Below are 17,062 nucleotides of genomic sequence, written 5' to 3'. Positions count from 1 at the left end.
TTTTTGCCCGCAAGAACGTTCGGTCGGCCATCCATCGCCGTGGCAATTTGTAACTATTGACTACACAACCGACTTGATCGAGTATTGATAGTTAGCAACCTATCAATTATGTGGCGCCTGTGAACACTCTCGACAAGCTCCAGCTCAACATCAGTAGCGGCATGGTCGTAGCGGCCCGGCATTGGCGGCGGATCTGCCAGACCACACTGGCCAACTACGGCATCTCCGAAGCCTGCGCGGTGCCGCTGCTGGCCATCGTGCGCCTGGGCGACGGCGTGCGGCAGGTGACCGTGGCTCATGCTTCAGGCCTTGAAAGCCCCTCGCTGGTGCGCCTGCTCGACCAGCTGTGCGCGCAAGGCTTTGTGCAGCGCACCGAAGACACTACCGACCGTCGCGCCAAGGCGCTAAGCCTTACCCCACAAGGGCGCGAGCTGGCCGAAGCCATCGAGGGCGAGCTGGTGCGGCTGCGCCGCGATGTGTTGAAAAACGTCGACAAGGCCGACCTCGAAGCCGCGCTGCGCGTAGTGAGGGCGTTCGAAGAAGCAGGGCAGGGGTCCGCCGTATGGGCTTCCTGAAAGGTTTTTTCAGCGACCTGCCACCCGCGCAGGACTGGTGGTATGGCGTACGCACTTTCTCCGCCTCGATGCTGGCGCTGTACATCGCGCTCAAGCTGGAGATGCCCCGGCCCTATTGGGCCATGGCCACGGTGTACATCGTTTCCAGCCCTTACGTAGGGCCCACCAGCTCCAAGGCGGTGTATCGTTTCCTGGGGACTTTGCTGGGGGCCAGCGCGGCAGTGTTGCTGGTGCCGCTGTTCGTGCAGGCGCCGGTGTTGCTGGTGATCGTGGTGTCGCTGTGGACAGGTACATTGCTGTTCCTGTCGCTGCACCTTCGCACGGCCAACTTCTACGCCTTGATGCTGGCTGGCTACACCATGCCCATGATCGCGTTGCCGGTGGTGGATAACCCTTCGGCGGTATTCGACGTGGCTTCTTCGCGTACTCAGGAGATCTTCATCGGCATCGTTTGCGCCGCCGTGGTGGGCGCTATCCTCTGGCCGCGCCGCCTGGCCCCTGTGGTCGCGGGCGCGCTGGACAAATGGTTCAGCGAGGCGGATGCCTACAGCCTGCGGTACCTGTCACGTAGCGTGAGCGCTGACGAAGTAGGGCCGCTGCGGGCGTCCATGGTGGTGACGTTCAATTCGCTGGAGCAGATGATCGGCCAGTTGCCCCATGAAGGCGCTACACCGCAGAGCGTGCGCAACCGTAAGGAATTACGCGGGCGGATGATCCACCTGCTGCCCACCATCGACGCGCTGGACGACGCACTCGTGGCGCTGGAGCGGCGTACGCCGGAACTCGCCGCCCGTATGGCGCCCGTGCTTGGGCACGCTCAGCAGTGGCTGGCGTCCAGCGGCGACAACCCCAGCGAAGCGGCCTGGCAGACCCTGCATCATCATATCGACCAGGTACGGCCCGCCCCCGAAGCTCTGGCGGATCGGCAGCAACTGCTACTGGCCAATGCCTTGTATCGCCTGGAAGAGTGGGCCGACCTTTGGCAAGACTGCCGCACGCTCCACCTGGCCATCCGCAACGAGCAGCGCGAGCCCTGGAAGGCCGTGTATCGGCACTGGCGCCTCGGCCGCCTTACGCCGTTCTTCGACCGCGGCCTGATGTTCTATTCCGCCATGTCGTCGGTAACCGCGATCGCTGCCGCCTCCACTATCTGGATACTGACCGGCTGGGCCGACGGCGCCAGCGCGGTCATCCTGGCGGCCGTTTCATGCAGCTTCTTCGCCTCCATGGACGACCCAGCTCCGCAGATCTACCGGTTCTTCTTCTGGACCATGGTGTCGGTAGTGCTGTCTGGCCTGTACCTGTTCCTGGTGCTGCCCAACCTGCACGATTTCGCCATGCTGGTTCTGGCATTCGCGGTGCCTTTCATCTGGATCGGCGCACTCACGGTGCAACCGAAGTTCTATCTGGGAACCCTGCTGACCATCGTCAACAGCTCTACCTTTATCAGCATTCAGAGCCAATACGACGCCGACTTCATGAGCTTCATCAATGGCAATATCGCGGGCCCGGCCGGGTTGTTGTTTGCCTTCTGCTGGACCCTCGTGGTGCGCCCCTTCGGCACCGAAGCCGCCGCCCGCCGCCTGACGCGTTTCGGCTGGCAGGACATCACCCGCCTGGGCGAGCCCGGCACGCTGCAGGAACACCGGCAAATGGCCGTGCGTTTGCTCGACCGCCTGATGCAATTGCTGCCGCGCCTGGGCCAAGTGGGCCAGGACACCGGCGGTGCCCTGCGCGACGTGCGCGTGGCGCTCAACCTGCTGGACATCCTCGCCTATGCGCGCCGGGTGGATAGCAGCGCGCAGGTGTTGCTCAAGCAGGTGGTAAGCGAAGTAGCTGCGTATTTCGCCGCCAACCTCAAGGCCGGTGAGCGCCTGCCGCCACCCATGGCCAGCTTGAGAACCATGGACCGGGCCCGGCGCGCGCTCAACAGCTGCCTGGACGCCGAAGCCTGCCCTCATTTGTTGCTCGCGCTGAGCGGATTGCGCCTGGCGTTGTTGCCTGGCACCGAGGTAGTGGTGGAGGGCGACCAGGCCGAGGAACAACCGCCCTATGGTATCGATGGAGCCCCGCTGTGATCGGTGAACTGGATATCGGCGGGATTTTCCTGCCCACCTTGCTGGGCATCATGGCCATTGCCTACGTGCTGTTTCTGGGCGTGCATGCCGTGCTCAACCGGCTGCACTTCTACCGCCTGGTCTGGCACCGGGCCCTTTTCAACATTGCCCTCTACACCGTGCTGCTCAGCGCGGTAGACGTAATCTGCCGAAGCCTGATGACATGAAAAAACCTTTGCTGACGTTTGGTCGCTTTTTTCTCACCTTGATCGTGGTCGCCCTCGCCGTGGTGCTGGTATGGCGCATGGTGATGTATTACATGTTCGCGCCCTGGACCCGAGACGGGCACATCCGCGCCGATATCGTGCAGATCGCGCCGGACGTTTCCGGCCTGATCGAGCAAGTGCCAGTACATGACAACCAGTTGGTGAAGCGCGGTGACGTACTGTTCACCATCGACCAGGACCGCTTCCGCCTTGCCCTTCGCCAAGCCCAGGCAGGGTTGGCCGACCGCAGGGAAACGCTCGCCCAGGCGCAGCGCGAGAACAAGCGCAACCGTGGGTTGGGCAACCTGGTAGCCAAGGAGCAACTGGAAGAAAGCCAGTCTCGCGAGGCCCGCGCCCAGGCCGCCGTGCTCGAAGCTCAGGTCGCTGTGGATGCCGCCCAGCTGAACCTGGACCGCTCCGTGATCCGCAGCCCGGTGAACGGCTACGTAAACGACCGCGCCCCGCGCGAGCATGAATTCGTGGCGGCCGGCCGGCCGGTGCTGTCGGTTGTGGATAGCGACTCCTATCACATTGATGGGTACTTCGAGGAAACCAAGCTGCCGCACATCCACATCGGCCAAGCCGTGGACATTCGGGTGATGGGCGATACCGCGCGGTTGAGCGGTACCGTTCAAAGCATCTCGGCGGGTATCGAAGACCGCGACCGCAGCAGCGGTAGCAACCTGCTGCCAAACGTAAACCCGGCGTTCAGCTGGGTACGGTTGGCCCAGCGTATTCCGGTGCGGATCGCGTTCGACCAGGTACCCGCGGATTTCCGCATGATCGCTGGCCGTACGGCCACGGTTTCACTGCTCGACGACGCACCGGCGGCAGGCCAGCAAGGAGCGGCGCAATGAGTACTGCCTTGCGTGCCTTGGCGCTGGCCGCGTTGGCCAGCCTCGCGGCCTGCCAGACCGTGGGCCCGGATTACCAGTTGCCCAGTACCGCGGCCGTCAACCGCCCGGACCTTCAGGCGAAGCTGGGCGAAGGCAATCCCAACGTGGTGTCTGCGCCAGTACCTGCCAATTGGTGGCAGCTGTACCACGATCCGCGCCTGGATCAGTTGGTGCGTGAGGCATTGGCCTCCAACACCGACCTGCGCGTAGCGGCCGCGAACATTGCGCGGGCTCGCTTCCAGACCGAACAGGCCGAAGCCGAGGGTGGCTTCAACGCCAGTGTGAGCGCCGAGGCGCAGCGGTTGCAGGAGTCCGGCCAAGCCTTTTTGCTAGCCGAAAAAGTGCCCGTGTCGAACATTGGCGCGGCGTCGATCAAAACTTCTTATGAGTTCGACCTGTGGGGCACGCTCAAGCGTGGCGTGGAAGCCGCCAACGCCAATGCCGATGCTGCCCAGGCGGCCGCCGATACCGCTCGCATCACCGTGGTGGCTGACGTGGTACGTGCGTATACCCAGGTATGCGCGGCGAATGAAGAACGTGATATCGCGCTGCATTCCCTCGACTTGCAGCAACAAGGCGTGAACCTGGCGCAACGGCTGCGCGACGCAGGCCGTGGCGACGAAACCCAGGTTACCCGTACACAAACCCAGTTCAAATCGTTGCGCGCCGAGTTACCCCGCTACCAGGCCGAGCGCGCCGCCGGGCTGTATCGGTTGTCCATGCTGCTGGCCAAACCCGTTGAGCAATTGCCGGCCGGGGTAGGGGGCTGCGCCGAGCTGCCCCATATCGCCCAACTGTTGCCGGTAGGGGACGGCGCCACGCTGCTCAAGCGCCGGCCCGATGTCCGCCGAGCCGAACGGCAATTGGCGGCCGCCACGGCACGCATTGGTGTAGCAACCGGTCAGCTTTACCCGGACATCAGCATCGGCGCCACGGTTGGCACGGTGGGCATTCTCGATGAGCTGGGCGACCCTTCCACCAACCGTTGGGGCTTCGGCCCGCTGATTAGCTGGACCATCCCCACCAACGGTGCCCGCGCTCGCATACGCGAGGCCGAGGCTGCTACCCAGGGCGCGCTGGCAAGCTTCGATGGGGTGGTGCTCAACGCGGTACGTGAAGCTCAGACCAGCCTGTCTACTTATGCCGCAGTGCTGGAACGCCGCGACGCCTTGGCCGAAGCCGAGCGCTCCGCCCACCAGGCCGCGGACCAGTCCCATCAGTTCTACCTGGCAGGCCGGCAATCCTTCCTCGAAGACCTGCAAGCCACCCGCACCTACACCACGGCTCGAGCGCAACTGGCCGAAGCCAATACCCGGGTGGCCATGGAACAGATCAACCTGTTCCTGGCCTTGGGCGGCGGTTGGGAAAGTGCGCCGGCTACTGTGGGAGCACGGGGACGGCCATCCGCCGAAGCCGCAGGCGGAGCTCGCGAATAAGGGCTAGCGCAACAAACTGAACACACCCTTGGCGCCGCGTTTGATCCGCTCCAGCTCGCGGCTGACCGAGAACCCGCCGGCTTCGCGGCGGCGGCGGTTGAGTTGCACGTTCACGGCCTTGGCATAAAGCGCCTGCAGCCCCTGCTGCAATTCGGCCAGGCCGTATGCGGGCTGCTGCTGGGGCAACGCCACGCCTATCCAGTCGGGCAGGTCCAGCAGTTGGCTGTTATAGGCGCCTGCCTCCTGCACCGCACGCGCGGCCTTGCTGCCTTCCTCCAACGCGCTGCCTGCAGGCCAGCTGCCCCCCGGCACCAGCCGGTCCGCCTGGGTGAGTACGGCGAGGATCGCCGGCGGTTCGTGGCCAAGGTTTTCGGGACGGGCGAACCAAGCTTTCAGCTTTTCGCGAAACTGCCGGTCCAGCGCCCGCGCTGGCTGGTTGGCTTTGAGCGTCCACAACAGCAGGTCGCATTCACGCGCTTCCTTGAACACCAGCTTTTCTACAGCCTCGGTGCCGTCCAACCCCGGCAGGTCGATCAAGCGAATGTTGGGCGCGCCTTCGATCATGCACTCATAGACCGCCACGCCATCGGTGGCGGGCAATGCGCTCACCTCGGCATTCAAGCTGCCGGTCAGCGCATTGATCAAGGAAGACTTGCCAGCGCCTACCTGGCCAACCAGCCCGATGCGAACCGGGTCCAGCGGTGGCGCCTTGCGGTCTTCGTCGCGGGCCGTCACACGGGCCTGTTGCAGCTGGTCATCCTCCAGTCGGAAATGCCCGCCATAGAGGTCGATCGCCGCCCGCAGCACCTCCATCAACAACAGGTACTTCAAACGGCTTTGCAGCTCATCGCTCAGGCCGCTGAATACTTCGCCGCGGATTTGCGTAAGCGCTTCGGCTACCAGCCCCTGAGGCGAAATCAGACGTGCCGCCCGGTACAGGTTGAATACCTTGCGTGCCAACGGGCCGTAGCGTTCAACCTGCTCATTGAGGTTCATCAGCGTGGATATCCGCAGGTGTTCCACGCCTGGCACATGGGCCTTGAGCACACGGCGATAACGCCGACTGACCTGTTCCACGATGGCCAGCAACTCAGGTGCGGTAAATGCCCAATGAGCGCGGGCGGAGCGTTCGTCATAGCGGGCCGCTACCAGCCGCACCACGGCCAGGCCGGTCTGCGGCAGGGCTTGCCAAGGGAAGTCTGTCGCGACCAGTTCCTTGAGCTCCGGGATCAGCGCCTGCTGCACCTCACGGTCCTGGGCGCGCCAGTAGTCGGGCGTGCGCGGGGTAGCTTCGAGCGCCTCTTTCACAGCGGGGCCCACCCGCTGGCCGAATCGGCGGCGTGCCAGCAGCAGGCCCAGGCTGCTGAGCAAGGTACACGCCAGCAACACCAGGATCAGGTGCAGGATGTAGCCGTACCGCACCACTGCATACACCCCGAAACCGGCCAGCACCAGCACCGGCAGCACCACCGAAAGCAGGGCATAGGGCATTACCCGGTCTGACAGCCGCGTGAGCGCTGCTAGGCCACTAAAGGTTCTTTTCATTACGCGCCACCGGAAGGATGTGTTCAAAGGCTTGCTTGTACAGGGCTTGCACCTCGGCCGCCGTGATGGGCTCACCCCGCGACAGGCGGTAGAAGTACATGCACGCCGCGCGCCCCAGGGCATAGGTGAACCCGTAACTGGCCACCGCCGCTGAGGCGCCGCCCACGGTCTGGCCTATCACCGGGATCAGCTTCATCAACTGGCGCAGCCCAAGGCGCGAGGCGTATTGCAAGCCAAAGCCCGTGCCCAATGCCGCAGCGAACTCAGCCAGCAGCCGCCGGTTGTAAGTCAGGCCGTACCGGTTGGCAAGGCTATGCAGCATCTTGAGCTGCAGGGTGGGCACCGCTACCAGCCCTACGGCCGGTAGCGCATCCGCCGCGCCCGCCGCCCCGGCGTACCACATCACCTCTTTCTTGAGGCGCTGGAAGTTGCGTTCTTCCACATCCGCGTGCCCTTGGTCGTCGAACAGTTCGGTGACGATCGGCAGGCGAGCGCCAATTTTTTCCGTAAGGGCCTGCAGCCCATACGGCTGGCCGTCTACGCCCAGAAAATCCACGGTTACGCTTTCTACCGGCCCCCAGGCCTGCTCGACCTGGCGCTGGTTGCGAGCGATGCACCGCTCACGCTCACCGGTGTCGCTGATCTGTTGCACGCCGGTGTGCACCAGCAGTATTTCGCGGATCTTGCCGGAGCGGCGGATCTGCTTGAGCGCCTCCAGCACCTGCGACTGTTCCGGGTCCTCAGCCTTCATCACCACAATCAGGGCGTGGCTGTTCTGTTCAAGGTGGGCCAGGTCGGCTTCGGCATCGTAATCCGCTTCAGCCAGGCCTCGCGTATCCATGAAGGCCATTACTGGTGTGTCCGTGGGGTAGGCGTAACGGGCCGAGGCCATGGTGCAGGGCCGAAACCCCGCGCCGACCTCTACCTGGTCAAGGCCCGTCAGCGCACGCACCAGGGAGGATTTGCCCGCCCCGGTCTTGCCTAGTAGCCAGAGGGTGGGCAGTTGCCCTTCGCTGCGCTCGAAGGCGGTTTCCAGCGCCGGGTTCGCTTCGGGGTTCAGCGTTCGGTAAACGCGGTCGAGCAGGCTCATGGTGGTGGCTTCCGGTCGGGCATGGGGCTTAGGCCCGTTGCGCTGAAGAAAGGTCCTTGGGTGCAGGGTGCGGCACCCTGCCGCAGCGGCGGCGCGGCGAAAATTGACTCAGGTCAACGTGCCTGCGGCAGCGCCGAGCACAATGCCCGCATCCCCAAGAGTATCCGTGATGGCCGCACATTTCGATGTTCTCAAACAGCCTTTGGCCCGGGAAATCGCCGTGATCCTGCTGCTCAAGCTGGTTCTGCTCCTGGGTATCCGGGCCCTGTGGTTCGAGGTACCGGCGCCCATCGCGGGCGATAGCGCAAAAGTCGGCCAGCACATGCTTGGCTCAGTTCCCGACTCTTCCGAGAAACCTCTACGATGATTACCGAATCGGTTGTCGACCTCTCCCGGCTACAGTTCGCCATGACGGCGCTGTACCACTTTCTGTTCGTGCCGCTCACCTTGGGCATGGCGTTCCTGCTGGCGATCATGGAGTCGGTGTATGTCATGACCGGCAAGCAGGTTTACAAGGACATGACCCAGTTCTGGGGCAAGCTTTTCGGTATCAACTTCGCGCTGGGCGTTACCACCGGCCTGACCATGGAGTTCCAGTTCGGTACCAATTGGGCCTATTACAGTCACTACGTGGGCGATATCTTCGGCGCCCCGTTGGCGATCGAAGGCCTGATGGCGTTCTTCCTCGAATCGACCTTCATCGGCTTGTTCTTTTTCGGCTGGGATCGCCTTTCGTGGCGGCAGCACCTGGCGGTGACCTGGCTGGTGGCACTGGGATCGAACCTGTCGGCGCTGTGGATTCTGATCGCTAACGGCTGGATGCAGAACCCTGTAGGCGCCGAGTTCAACTACGAAACCATGCGCATGGAGCTCACCAGCTTCTCGGCGCTGATATTCAACCCGGTGGCTCAGGTGAAGTTCGTGCACACGGTGGCCTCCGGCTATGTCACCGGTGCGGTGTTCGTGCTGGCTATCTCCAGTTTCTACCTGCTCAAGGGTCGCGACGTTGCCTTTGCCCGCCGTTCGTTTGCGATCGCTTCGGCGTTCGGCCTGGCCTCCATCCTGTCGGTGATCGTGTTGGGCGACGAGTCCGGTTATGAGATCGGGGATGTGCAGAAGACCAAGCTTGCCGCGATCGAAGCCGAGTGGGAAACCGAGCCGGCGCCAGCGGCGTTCACGCTGTTCGGGCTGCCGAACCAGGCCGAGCAGCGCACCGACTATGCGGTAAAGATCCCGTACGTGATGGGCATTATTGCGACCCGCTCTCTGGACACGCCGGTCACCGGGATCAAGGATCTGGTGGCAGAGCACCAAGGGCGCATCCGCAACGGCATGGCCGCCTACGAACTGCTCGGCAAGCTGCGCGCCGGTGACCGCAGCACTGAAACTCGCGAAGCTTTCGACGCGGTGAAGGGTGACCTGGGTTATGGCCTGCTGCTCAAGAAATACACCGACAAGGTAGTGGATGCCAACGACGAACAGATCAAGCAAGCCGCCCTAGATTCGATCCCGGGTGTGGCCTCGATCTTCTGGACGTTCCGGCTGATGGTGCTGAGCGGCGTATTGATGCTGGCATTGTTCATCGTCGCGTTCTGGGCCTCTGCTCAAAAAGCTGAGCATCGCCGCCGGTGGTTGCTCAAGTGGGCGCTGTTCAGCCTGCCACTGCCGTGGGTAGCGACGCAGACTGGCTGGTACGTGGCCGAGCATGGTCGCCAGCCGTGGTCCATCGGCGAAGTGCTGCCCACGCATCTATCTGCCTCTACGCTCACCGCTGCGGACGTGTGGGGCTCGCTGCTGGCGCTGGTGGCCTTCTACACCGTGCTGCTGGTGATCGAGATGTACCTGATGATCAAGTTCGCGCGCCTGGGCCCAAGCAGCCTTCACACCGGGCGCTACCACTTCGAGCATGGGCATTCGCCCGCGCCTGTGCCTACCGCGACCGACACGCTGGCTGCTGCCTGAGGAGCCGATCATGTTTGATTACGAAACGCTGAAGCTACTGTGGTGGGTGATCGTAGGGGTATTGCTGATCGGTTTCGCGATAGCCGACGGTTTCGATCTGGGCGCCATGTTGCTGCTGCCGCTGGTAGGGCGGGATGACCGGGAGCGGCGGGTGGTCATCAACGCCATCGCCCCCCACTGGGATGGCAACCAGGTTTGGTTGATCACGGCAGGCGGCGCGCTGTTTGCCGCCTGGCCGCTGGTGTATTCGGCGGCATTCTCGGGCTTCTACTGGGCGCTGCTATTGGTGCTCTTCGCATTGTTCGTACGGCCGGTCGGCTTCGACTACCGCAGCAAGGTGCAGAACACCCGGTGGCGGCAGAGCTGGGACTGGGCGCTATGCGCAGGGGCCGTGGTGCCTTCGCTGGTGTTCGGCGTCGCTTTCGGCAATTTGCTGCTGGGCGTGCCGTTCCGCTTCGATGACACACTGCGAGCCAGCTACCACGGAAGTTTCTGGCAACTGCTGAGCCCCTTCGGCTTACTGGCCGGCCTGGTCAGCCTGGCGATGCTCGCCGCACATGGCGGTAGCTGGCTGATGATCCGCACGGATGGCGTGATGGCCGAGCGCGCACGCCGCGCGGTATTAGGGTTCGGCGCGCTTTATGTGGTCGCCTTCATTGGCGCAGGCGTGTGGTTGGCGATGGGCTCGATCCACGGACTGGTGTTAGGTAAGGGCCTCGACCTGGGCGCCGCGCTCAACCCGATGGCCAAATATGTACAAAGCGGCAACCCTGGCTGGATGGCCAACTACCGGCTGTATCCCTACACCGCCGTGGCGCCCTTGCTGGGTGTACTGGGTGCTTGCCTGGCGCTGCTGTCTGCCACATTGAGGCGAGGCGCCATGGCCTTCCTCGGCACTGCGATGGCGATTGTGGGCACGCTTTGCACCGCCGGGTTCGCACTGTTCCCCTTCGTGATGCCTTCCAGCATCGACCCCGCCTCCAGCCTTACCGTGTGGGACGCGGTATCCAGCCGCACCACGCTCGGCATCATGACCGTTGCGGCGGGGATCTTCGTGCCGGTGATCCTGATGTACACCCTTTGGTGCTATTGGAAACTCTGGGGGAAAGTCAGTCCCGCGCACATCGACCGTAACCCCCACGGCCTTTATTGAGGAGCCCGACCATGTGGTATTTCGCCTGGATACTTGGCGTATTGCTCGCCTGCAGCTTTGGAATCATCAATGCCCTGTGGCTGGAGGGGGCGGGTTGCCTGGAACAGGGCGCACAGGATGAACGCTAGGTCGCTGGTTGCCCGTAGCCTGGCGTCCACGCCCAGCCGCCTGCTGTCGTTGCTGCTTGCAGTGCCGCTTAGCCTGGTAATGTTGCTGCACCCGCTGGCGCTGCTCGACGCGGATGGCCGCTATAGCCATGGCCTGCTGGCCCTGGCGATGTGGGGTATCAGCGCAGGCTTTGTACACGGTATGGGCTTTGATCCACGGGCGCTGGTCTGGCGTGGGCTGTTCAGCCCCGTGGTGGCTTGGCCCTTGATGCTGATGGGCTACCTGCTGCTCACCTGAACGGCGTGCCGGCGCCGCGGTTATCCTGCCGCAGCGTCGGCACGGTGGCAGGGGTCACTGCATATCAATCACCACGCGGCCCTCGATCTTGCCTTGGCGCATCTGCTCGAAAACATCGTTGATATTCTCCAGGCGGTCAGTGCTCACCGTCGCCCGCACCTTGCCTTCGCCAGCAAAATCCAGCGCCTCTTGCAGGTCCTGTCGGGTGCCCACGATCGAGCCCCTTACCGTGGTGCCATTGAGCACCATGTCGAAGATCGAAAGGGGGAAGTCACCGGGCGGCAGGCCGTTGAGCGCAATGGTGCCGCCACGGCGCGTCATCCCCATGGCCTGCTCGAAGGCCTTTGGCGACACCGCCGTGACCAATGCCCCATGGGCGCCGCCGATCTGCTCTTTGAGGTAGCGCGCCGGGTCCAGCTCACGGGCATTCACGGTCACTTCCGCGCCCAGGCGGCGAGCGAGCTCCAGCTTGCCGTCGTCAATGTCCACAGCCGCTACGTTCATCCCCATGGCCTTGGCGTATTGCACCGCCATATGGCCGAGGCCACCGATGCCTGAAATCACCACCCATTGCCCAGGCTTGGTTTCGGTCATTTTCAGGCCCTTGTACACCGTGACGCCCGCGCACAGCACCGGGGCTATCTCCACGAAGCCGACGTTATCGGGCAAGCGGCCCACGTAGTTGGCATCAGCGAGGGCGTATTCGGCAAAGCCACCGTTCACCGAATAGCCGGTGTTCTGCTGGGTTTCGCACAACGTTTCCCAGCCCCCCAGGCAGTGCTCGCAATGGCCGCAGGTGGAATACAGCCACGGTACGCCAACGCGGTCCCCTTCTTTCACATGCTTGACCCCGGCGCCTACCGCCACCACATGGCCGACGCCCTCGTGGCCCGGAATGAACGGCGGGTTGGGTTTGACCGGCCAGTCCCCTTCGGCGGCATGCAGGTCGGTATGGCACACGCCGGATGCGGCGATCTTCACCAGCAACTGCCCTGGGCCCGGCTGGGGCACGGGAACTTCCCGAATGGACAGCGGTTGCCCGAAGGCATGAACGACGGCGGCTTTCATTGTTGTAGTCATGGATCGTTCCTTTGGAAGGGATCTGAAGAACAACGCGCGTCTCGACGCACTGCCTGTCGAGCAAACCCTGGGCCAGCTCCATGGAAGGCTCTGGCGCGGGCGGTGCGGGGGCAAGGGCTATGGTCGCTGTGCCAACGCCGCCACGCCTCGCCGCCACAGTGTGCCGTTGTTGACACATCCTGTTATTGATCCAGGGCACTAATTGCCCCGAATCGAAACGCCGTTCGTGCCTTCCCGCCGCTTTCATGGAAAGCTGTGCGGCTTAACGCAAGGAGCAGTTTTTCCCATGAGCAAAACCCTACCTATCGCCGTTGGCGCCCTGATCATCGTCGCCGCAGGCACCACCGGCGTGGCCTGGTACACCGGAACGCAAGTGGAGCCTTTGCTGCGCCAGCAGGTGGTCGATGGCAACAAGCAGCTCGAAGAGGCGCTGGCGGGCTATGGCGCCACAAGCACCCTCGAGATGACGAGTTTCGAACGCAGGCTGTTCACCAGTACCGCCCACTACGTGATGACCGTGCAAAGCCCAGGTTTCAACGGCGGGCAGCCTTTGCAGGTCGATTCCGTGGCGGACATCGAGCACGGCCCGTTCCCATGGTCCCGCGTGAAGCAGCTGAAGTTGCTGCCGGTCATGGTTGCGATGAATGTACGCGTGCAGGGAAGCGACGGCCTGGCTCAACTGTTTGGCACGCCGCCGGGCGAATCCCCGGTCCAGGCGCACGCCGCTATCAGCTATAGCCGTAACCTGGAAAGCCAGGTAAACATACTGCCCGGCCAATGGCAGGGGCCGCAGGGCACGTTCAAGTTTTCCGGTATGCAAGGGGTGCAGCGCGGCAGCCTCGATGCGAAGAAGCTGGAGGTGGACGTTCAAACGGACAGCCTCGAATTCACCGCCAGCGATCCCGCTCGGCCGATGACCTTGTTGATGCAAGGCTTTAAATTCCACACCGGCGGTATCAAGGGCGCCTCGGACTTCTACCTGGGCAACAGTTCGCTGCGCATCGACAGCATGGCCGCTACCGCGCCCGGCAAACCACTGTTCAAGGTGAACAACCTCACCGCCGAGGGCTCGCTCGAAGAGCTGAGCGGCAAGCTCAAGGGTTCGGGAGACTACCGTTTCGAAGCCGTGAGCATTGGCGACAAGCCCATCGGCAGTGGGCAGATGCGCTGGGTGTTCGATAACCTGGACATCGAAGCCAGCCGCAACCTAACGCATTTCTATCAGTACGTGGTCGCGCCCCAGGCAGCGGCGGCGTCTCAGGCGCAAGTGCCGCTGCGGCTGCAACTTACGCCCGTGCAGCAGGCGGAACTGCAAACCAACCTTGAAAAGCTCCTGGAGGGCCGACCTCATGTGGAGCTGCAACCGCTGGGGCTGAAAACCGCCACGGGCGAGAGCCATCTCAACGTTTCCCTCGACCTCGCGCGCCCCTCGAACCTCGACCTGCCGGGTGAGTTACTGGCGCAACAAATGGTCTCCAAGGTCGACGCGCAACTGTCCGTGGCCAAAGGCACCATCTGCGACCTGGTGACCGTTCAAGGCCAACTGGGCGGCCTCACCGACCCGATCTCGCTCAAGCGCAACGCCGACGGCGCCGCCAACCTCGCTTCCACCATGGCCACCCTGCAAGGGCTGGCGAAGCTTGAAGGCGAAAACATCGTCTCGTCGCTGCGCTACGAAGCCGGCAACGTGGACTTCAATGGTCAGAAGATGACAGTCGAGCAGTTCGCGCAGTTTTTGATGGGGGCGGTTGGGCGGCAGTGAGGGGGTAGCCATGGAAGGCTATGGCTTTGGGGTGCAATGTGGTCCTGTTCGAAGGTCGAAGCTCCCAACTTGCTTCACTGGACTGCTTGCCGGTTTCGCAGATGCGCCTCTCAAATGGAGAGAGCGTCTACGAGTTCCTGGATAGCTTAGGTGTCGCTATGGAGTAGTGCGCTTGGCTAAACATTGGCGTCATTGGCCGGGCTCGAATGCGTTCCTGTAGTCACGCTTGATGATTTCCAGCGCGTCGCTGTCCTCAAGCAGACTGTAGCGTGGCACTACATTATGGGGCTCGCCCGGGTTCGAATAGTCCATATTGCTGACGAGGTGCTGCACCAGAAAATTTACATCTTCAGTGTCAGCAGGATCGATCCCAAGGTCGGAAATCAGCTCGGCAATAATCGGCCTGACCTTGTTATTGGCAAACTGGAACGCTGGGTAATATTTACGCCGGTTACTCGTATTGGTGTAAGCAAGGAGCTGCCCAGCCTGGGTTTTCTGACTCAGCGCCTGCTTCGATACACCGAGGATTCCGTAGGCTTCAAGGCTGCTCAGCAATTCACAGCGGCTCTGGACACGCTCAAACGCGCGGGCTTTCATCCGCGCTCGTGCTTCCTGGTCGCGAGTTTCCAGGCTGCGCTCCTTGTTCGCTTTCTCTTTCCCGACCTCGGCGAATGCCTTTTCGTCCTTCAAGCTGACCGCTTTCTGCAGGACCTCTTCCGGCGCAAGGGCCAATCGCACCTTGAAGCGCGCCAACAAGTCCGCCTCCGCAGCCTTACGGCCTGGGATATGCTCAGTGCTAGCAGTGACCATAGACATGAAAAGCTCCTTCCTGAGGAGGGCTGGCCCTATAGAGTAGGAACGGAAAGGATAGTAGTCAATCTGTCTAGTTGTCTAGGTATCAGAGGTGGCCTGGGCTTATCGTGCGAGCATAAAAAAAGCCCAGGTTTTCACCTGAGCCTTTTGAAGAAGATGGCGCACTCGACGGGATTCGAACCCATGACCCCTGCCTTCGGAGGGCAGTACTCTATCCAGCTGAGCTACGAGTGCAACGCGGGCGCCATGATACCCATGTCAGCGGTGCCCGTCTATGCTGACGAGCTACGCATCGTTTCGCGGTGTGTAAGCGCTGCCGGTTAAAGGGAAAGCCACTCCCCTGTGCACGCGCATGTTCTTTTTTTCGAACAGCTATTGTCCTTTTCTGCCCCAGATCCTACGATGCGTTTGAGATTTCAAACGCCCATACCTCGGGCAACCTCCGTCCACTTCGGGTTTCGCCAAGGTGAAACCAGCCAAGGGAGCCGACATGCAGCTTAAAGACGCCCAACTGTTCCGCCAACAGGCCTACGTAGATGGTGCCTGGGCGGACGCCGACAGCGGCCAGACCCTCAAGGTCAACAACCCGGCTACGGGTGAGATCCTCGGCAGCGTGCCGAAGATGGGCAAGGCCGAAACCCGCCGCGCCATTGAGGCGGCTGACCGTGCGCTGCCGGCGTGGCGTGCCCTGACGGCCAAGGAACGTGCGGCGAAGCTGCGCCGCTGGTACGAGCTGATGCTCGAAAACCAGGAAGACCTGGGCCGCCTGATGACCCTCGAGCAGGGCAAGCCGCTGGCCGAAGCCAAGGGCGAGATCGCGTATGCCGCTTCCTTCCTGGAGTGGTTCGCTGAAGAAGCCAAGCGCGTGTATGGCGACGTGATTCCGGGCCACCAGCCAGACAAGCGCCTGATCGTGCTCAAGCAGCCGATCGGCGTAACCGCCGCTATCACCCCGTGGAACTTCCCTGCGGCGATGATCACGCGTAAAGCCGGCCCGGCCTTGGCTGCAGGTTGCACCATGGTGCTCAAGCCTGCGTCGCAAACCCCTTACTCGGCGCTGGCCCTGGCCGAGCTGGCTGAGCGCGCCGGCATTCCGAAAGGCGTGTTCAACGTGGTCACCGGCAGCGCTGGCGAAGTAGGCAGCGAGCTGACCAGCAACCCGATCGTTCGCAAGCTTTCCTTCACGGGCTCCACCGACATTGGCCGCCAGCTGATGGCCGAGTGCGCCGCTGACATCAAGAAGGTGTCCCTGGAGCTGGGCGGCAACGCGCCCTTCATCGTGTTCGACGACGCTGACCTGGATAAGGCCGTAGAAGGCGCGATGATTTCCAAGTACCGCAACAACGGCCAGACCTGCGTGTGTGCCAACCGCATCTATGTACAGGATGCCGTCTACGACGCCTTCGCCGAGAAGCTCAAGGCCGCGGTTGCCAAGCTGAAGATCGGCAACGGCCTGGAAGAGGGCACCACCACTGGCCCGATGATCGACGAGAAAGCCGTGGCCAAGGTCAAGGAACACATCGCCGACGCGCTGAGCAAAGGCGCCACTGTGCTCACTGGCGGCAATCAGATGGAAGGCAACTTCTTCGAACCCACCGTGCTGCTGAACGTACCGGCTACCGCCGCCGTGGCGAAGGAAGAGACCTTCGGCCCGCTGGCCCCGCTGTTCCGCTTCAAGGATGAGGCCGAAGTGATTGCAGCCGCCAACGATACCGAGTTCGGCCTGGCTTCGTACTTCTATGCCCGTGACCTGAGCCGTGTGTTCCGTGTCGCTGAAGCCCTGGAGTACGGCATGGTGGGTATCAACACCGGCCTTATCTCCAACGAAGTGGCGCCGTTCGGTGGTGTGAAAGCCTCGGGCCTGGGCCGCGAAGGTTCCAAGTACGGCATCGAAGATTACCTGGAAATCAAATACCTCTGCCTGAGCGTATAACGCCGGCAGCCACAACTGGGCACTGAGTACCGCTGGGCAGTCGATCATCGCATGCTGCCCAGGCTTGTCGCAGTGCCATCCTGATCAGC

The 17,062-nt window shown here is 62.7% G+C and carries 16 protein-coding genes and 1 tRNA gene; 12 read left to right on the top strand and 5 right to left on the bottom strand.

The features are described 5' to 3' along the window. Window positions 1-161: 161 nt before the first annotated feature. From LG385_RS20135 to LG385_RS20115, 5 genes are read left to right on the top strand one after another with little or no spacing between them, the layout of a single operon-like run. Entirely contained in the window at window positions 162-575 is a 414-nt protein-coding gene (locus LG385_RS20135) for a MarR family winged helix-turn-helix transcriptional regulator (protein ID WP_181113986.1), read from the top strand. Then, window positions 572-2,653, top strand: coding sequence for an FUSC family protein (locus LG385_RS20130; RefSeq protein ID WP_225776288.1), 2,082 nt, complete (start codon window positions 572-574; stop codon window positions 2,651-2,653). The genes LG385_RS20135 and LG385_RS20130 overlap by 4 nt, the downstream gene beginning before the upstream one ends. Further along, the gene (locus tag LG385_RS20125; protein WP_181113956.1) at window positions 2,650-2,859 is read left to right on the top strand and encodes a DUF1656 domain-containing protein; all 210 of its coding nucleotides are present in this window, start codon (window positions 2,650-2,652) and stop codon (window positions 2,857-2,859) included. Before LG385_RS20130 ends, LG385_RS20125 begins: the two co-directional genes overlap by 4 nt. Further along, window positions 2,856-3,755 (top strand): HlyD family secretion protein, encoded by a 900-nt coding sequence (locus tag LG385_RS20120; protein WP_181113954.1) that lies wholly within the window; start codon window positions 2,856-2,858, stop codon window positions 3,753-3,755. Before LG385_RS20125 ends, LG385_RS20120 begins: the two co-directional genes overlap by 4 nt. Next, the gene (locus tag LG385_RS20115) at window positions 3,752-5,230 is read left to right on the top strand and encodes an efflux transporter outer membrane subunit (protein WP_225775646.1); all 1,479 of its coding nucleotides are present in this window, start codon (window positions 3,752-3,754) and stop codon (window positions 5,228-5,230) included. The genes LG385_RS20120 and LG385_RS20115 overlap by 4 nt, the downstream gene beginning before the upstream one ends. 3 nt (window positions 5,231-5,233) lie before the next feature. On the opposite strand, the gene LG385_RS20110 is transcribed toward LG385_RS20115, so the two are convergent. Then, a complete protein-coding gene (locus LG385_RS20110; protein WP_225775645.1) occupies window positions 5,234-6,775 on the bottom strand; it encodes a GTPase family protein in 1,542 nt (513 codons plus the stop codon). After that, complete coding sequence (locus tag LG385_RS20105; protein WP_225775644.1) at window positions 6,759-7,865, bottom strand: YcjF family protein; 1,107 nt, start codon at window positions 7,863-7,865, stop codon at window positions 6,759-6,761. Before LG385_RS20105 ends, LG385_RS20110 begins: the two co-directional genes overlap by 17 nt. A gap of 169 nt (window positions 7,866-8,034) precedes the next feature. Between LG385_RS20105 and cydP the strand changes: the two genes are divergently transcribed. Genes cydP through LG385_RS20080 form a run of 5 tightly spaced genes read left to right on the top strand, consistent with a single transcriptional unit; the run spans window position 8,035 to window position 11,385 of the window. Then, the gene (gene cydP, locus LG385_RS20100) at window positions 8,035-8,232 is read left to right on the top strand and encodes a cytochrome oxidase putative small subunit CydP (protein WP_225775643.1); all 198 of its coding nucleotides are present in this window, start codon (window positions 8,035-8,037) and stop codon (window positions 8,230-8,232) included. Then, entirely contained in the window at window positions 8,229-9,827 is a 1,599-nt protein-coding gene (locus tag LG385_RS20095; RefSeq protein ID WP_225775642.1) for a cytochrome ubiquinol oxidase subunit I, read from the top strand. Before cydP ends, LG385_RS20095 begins: the two co-directional genes overlap by 4 nt. Window positions 9,828-9,837: 10 nt before the next feature. After that, entirely contained in the window at window positions 9,838-10,980 is a 1,143-nt protein-coding gene (gene cydB, locus LG385_RS20090; protein WP_225775641.1) for a cytochrome d ubiquinol oxidase subunit II, read from the top strand. An 11-nt stretch (window positions 10,981-10,991) separates the two neighbouring features. Then, the gene (gene cydX, locus LG385_RS20085) at window positions 10,992-11,108 is read left to right on the top strand and encodes a cytochrome bd-I oxidase subunit CydX (protein ID WP_225775640.1); all 117 of its coding nucleotides are present in this window, start codon (window positions 10,992-10,994) and stop codon (window positions 11,106-11,108) included. Then, a complete protein-coding gene (locus tag LG385_RS20080; RefSeq protein ID WP_225775639.1) occupies window positions 11,098-11,385 on the top strand; it encodes a cyd operon YbgE family protein in 288 nt (95 codons plus the stop codon). The genes cydX and LG385_RS20080 overlap by 11 nt, the downstream gene beginning before the upstream one ends. A gap of 54 nt (window positions 11,386-11,439) precedes the next feature. On the opposite strand, the gene adhP is transcribed toward LG385_RS20080, so the two are convergent. Then, window positions 11,440-12,465 carry an alcohol dehydrogenase AdhP gene (gene adhP, locus LG385_RS20075; protein WP_181113931.1) on the bottom strand — a complete coding sequence of 342 codons (1,026 nt, stop codon included), beginning with the start codon at window positions 12,463-12,465 and terminating at the stop codon, window positions 11,440-11,442. A 286-nt stretch (window positions 12,466-12,751) separates the two neighbouring features. Between adhP and LG385_RS20070 the strand changes: the two genes are divergently transcribed. Then, on the top strand, window positions 12,752-14,227 hold the full coding sequence (locus tag LG385_RS20070) for a YdgA family protein (RefSeq protein ID WP_225775638.1): 1,476 nt from the start codon (window positions 12,752-12,754) through the stop codon (window positions 14,225-14,227). A gap of 189 nt (window positions 14,228-14,416) precedes the next feature. On the opposite strand, the gene LG385_RS20065 is transcribed toward LG385_RS20070, so the two are convergent. Next, a complete protein-coding gene (locus tag LG385_RS20065; RefSeq protein ID WP_225775637.1) occupies window positions 14,417-15,043 on the bottom strand; it encodes a hypothetical protein in 627 nt (208 codons plus the stop codon). Between the two features lie 154 nt (window positions 15,044-15,197). Beyond that, a tRNA-Arg gene (locus tag LG385_RS20060) sits at window positions 15,198-15,274 on the bottom strand. 256 nt (window positions 15,275-15,530) lie between these two features. Here LG385_RS20060 and gabD point away from each other — a divergent pair. Next, complete coding sequence (gene gabD, locus LG385_RS20055; RefSeq protein WP_225775636.1) at window positions 15,531-16,973, top strand: NADP-dependent succinate-semialdehyde dehydrogenase; 1,443 nt, start codon at window positions 15,531-15,533, stop codon at window positions 16,971-16,973. Window positions 16,974-17,062 lie beyond the last annotated feature (89 nt).

The sequence above is a fragment of the Pseudomonas sp. Marseille-Q5115 genome, assembly GCF_916618905.1.
In the GTDB taxonomy this organism is placed as follows: domain Bacteria; phylum Pseudomonadota; class Gammaproteobacteria; order Pseudomonadales; family Pseudomonadaceae; genus Aquipseudomonas; species Aquipseudomonas japonica_A.
This window is presented reverse-complemented; position numbering and strand designations above follow the sequence as displayed.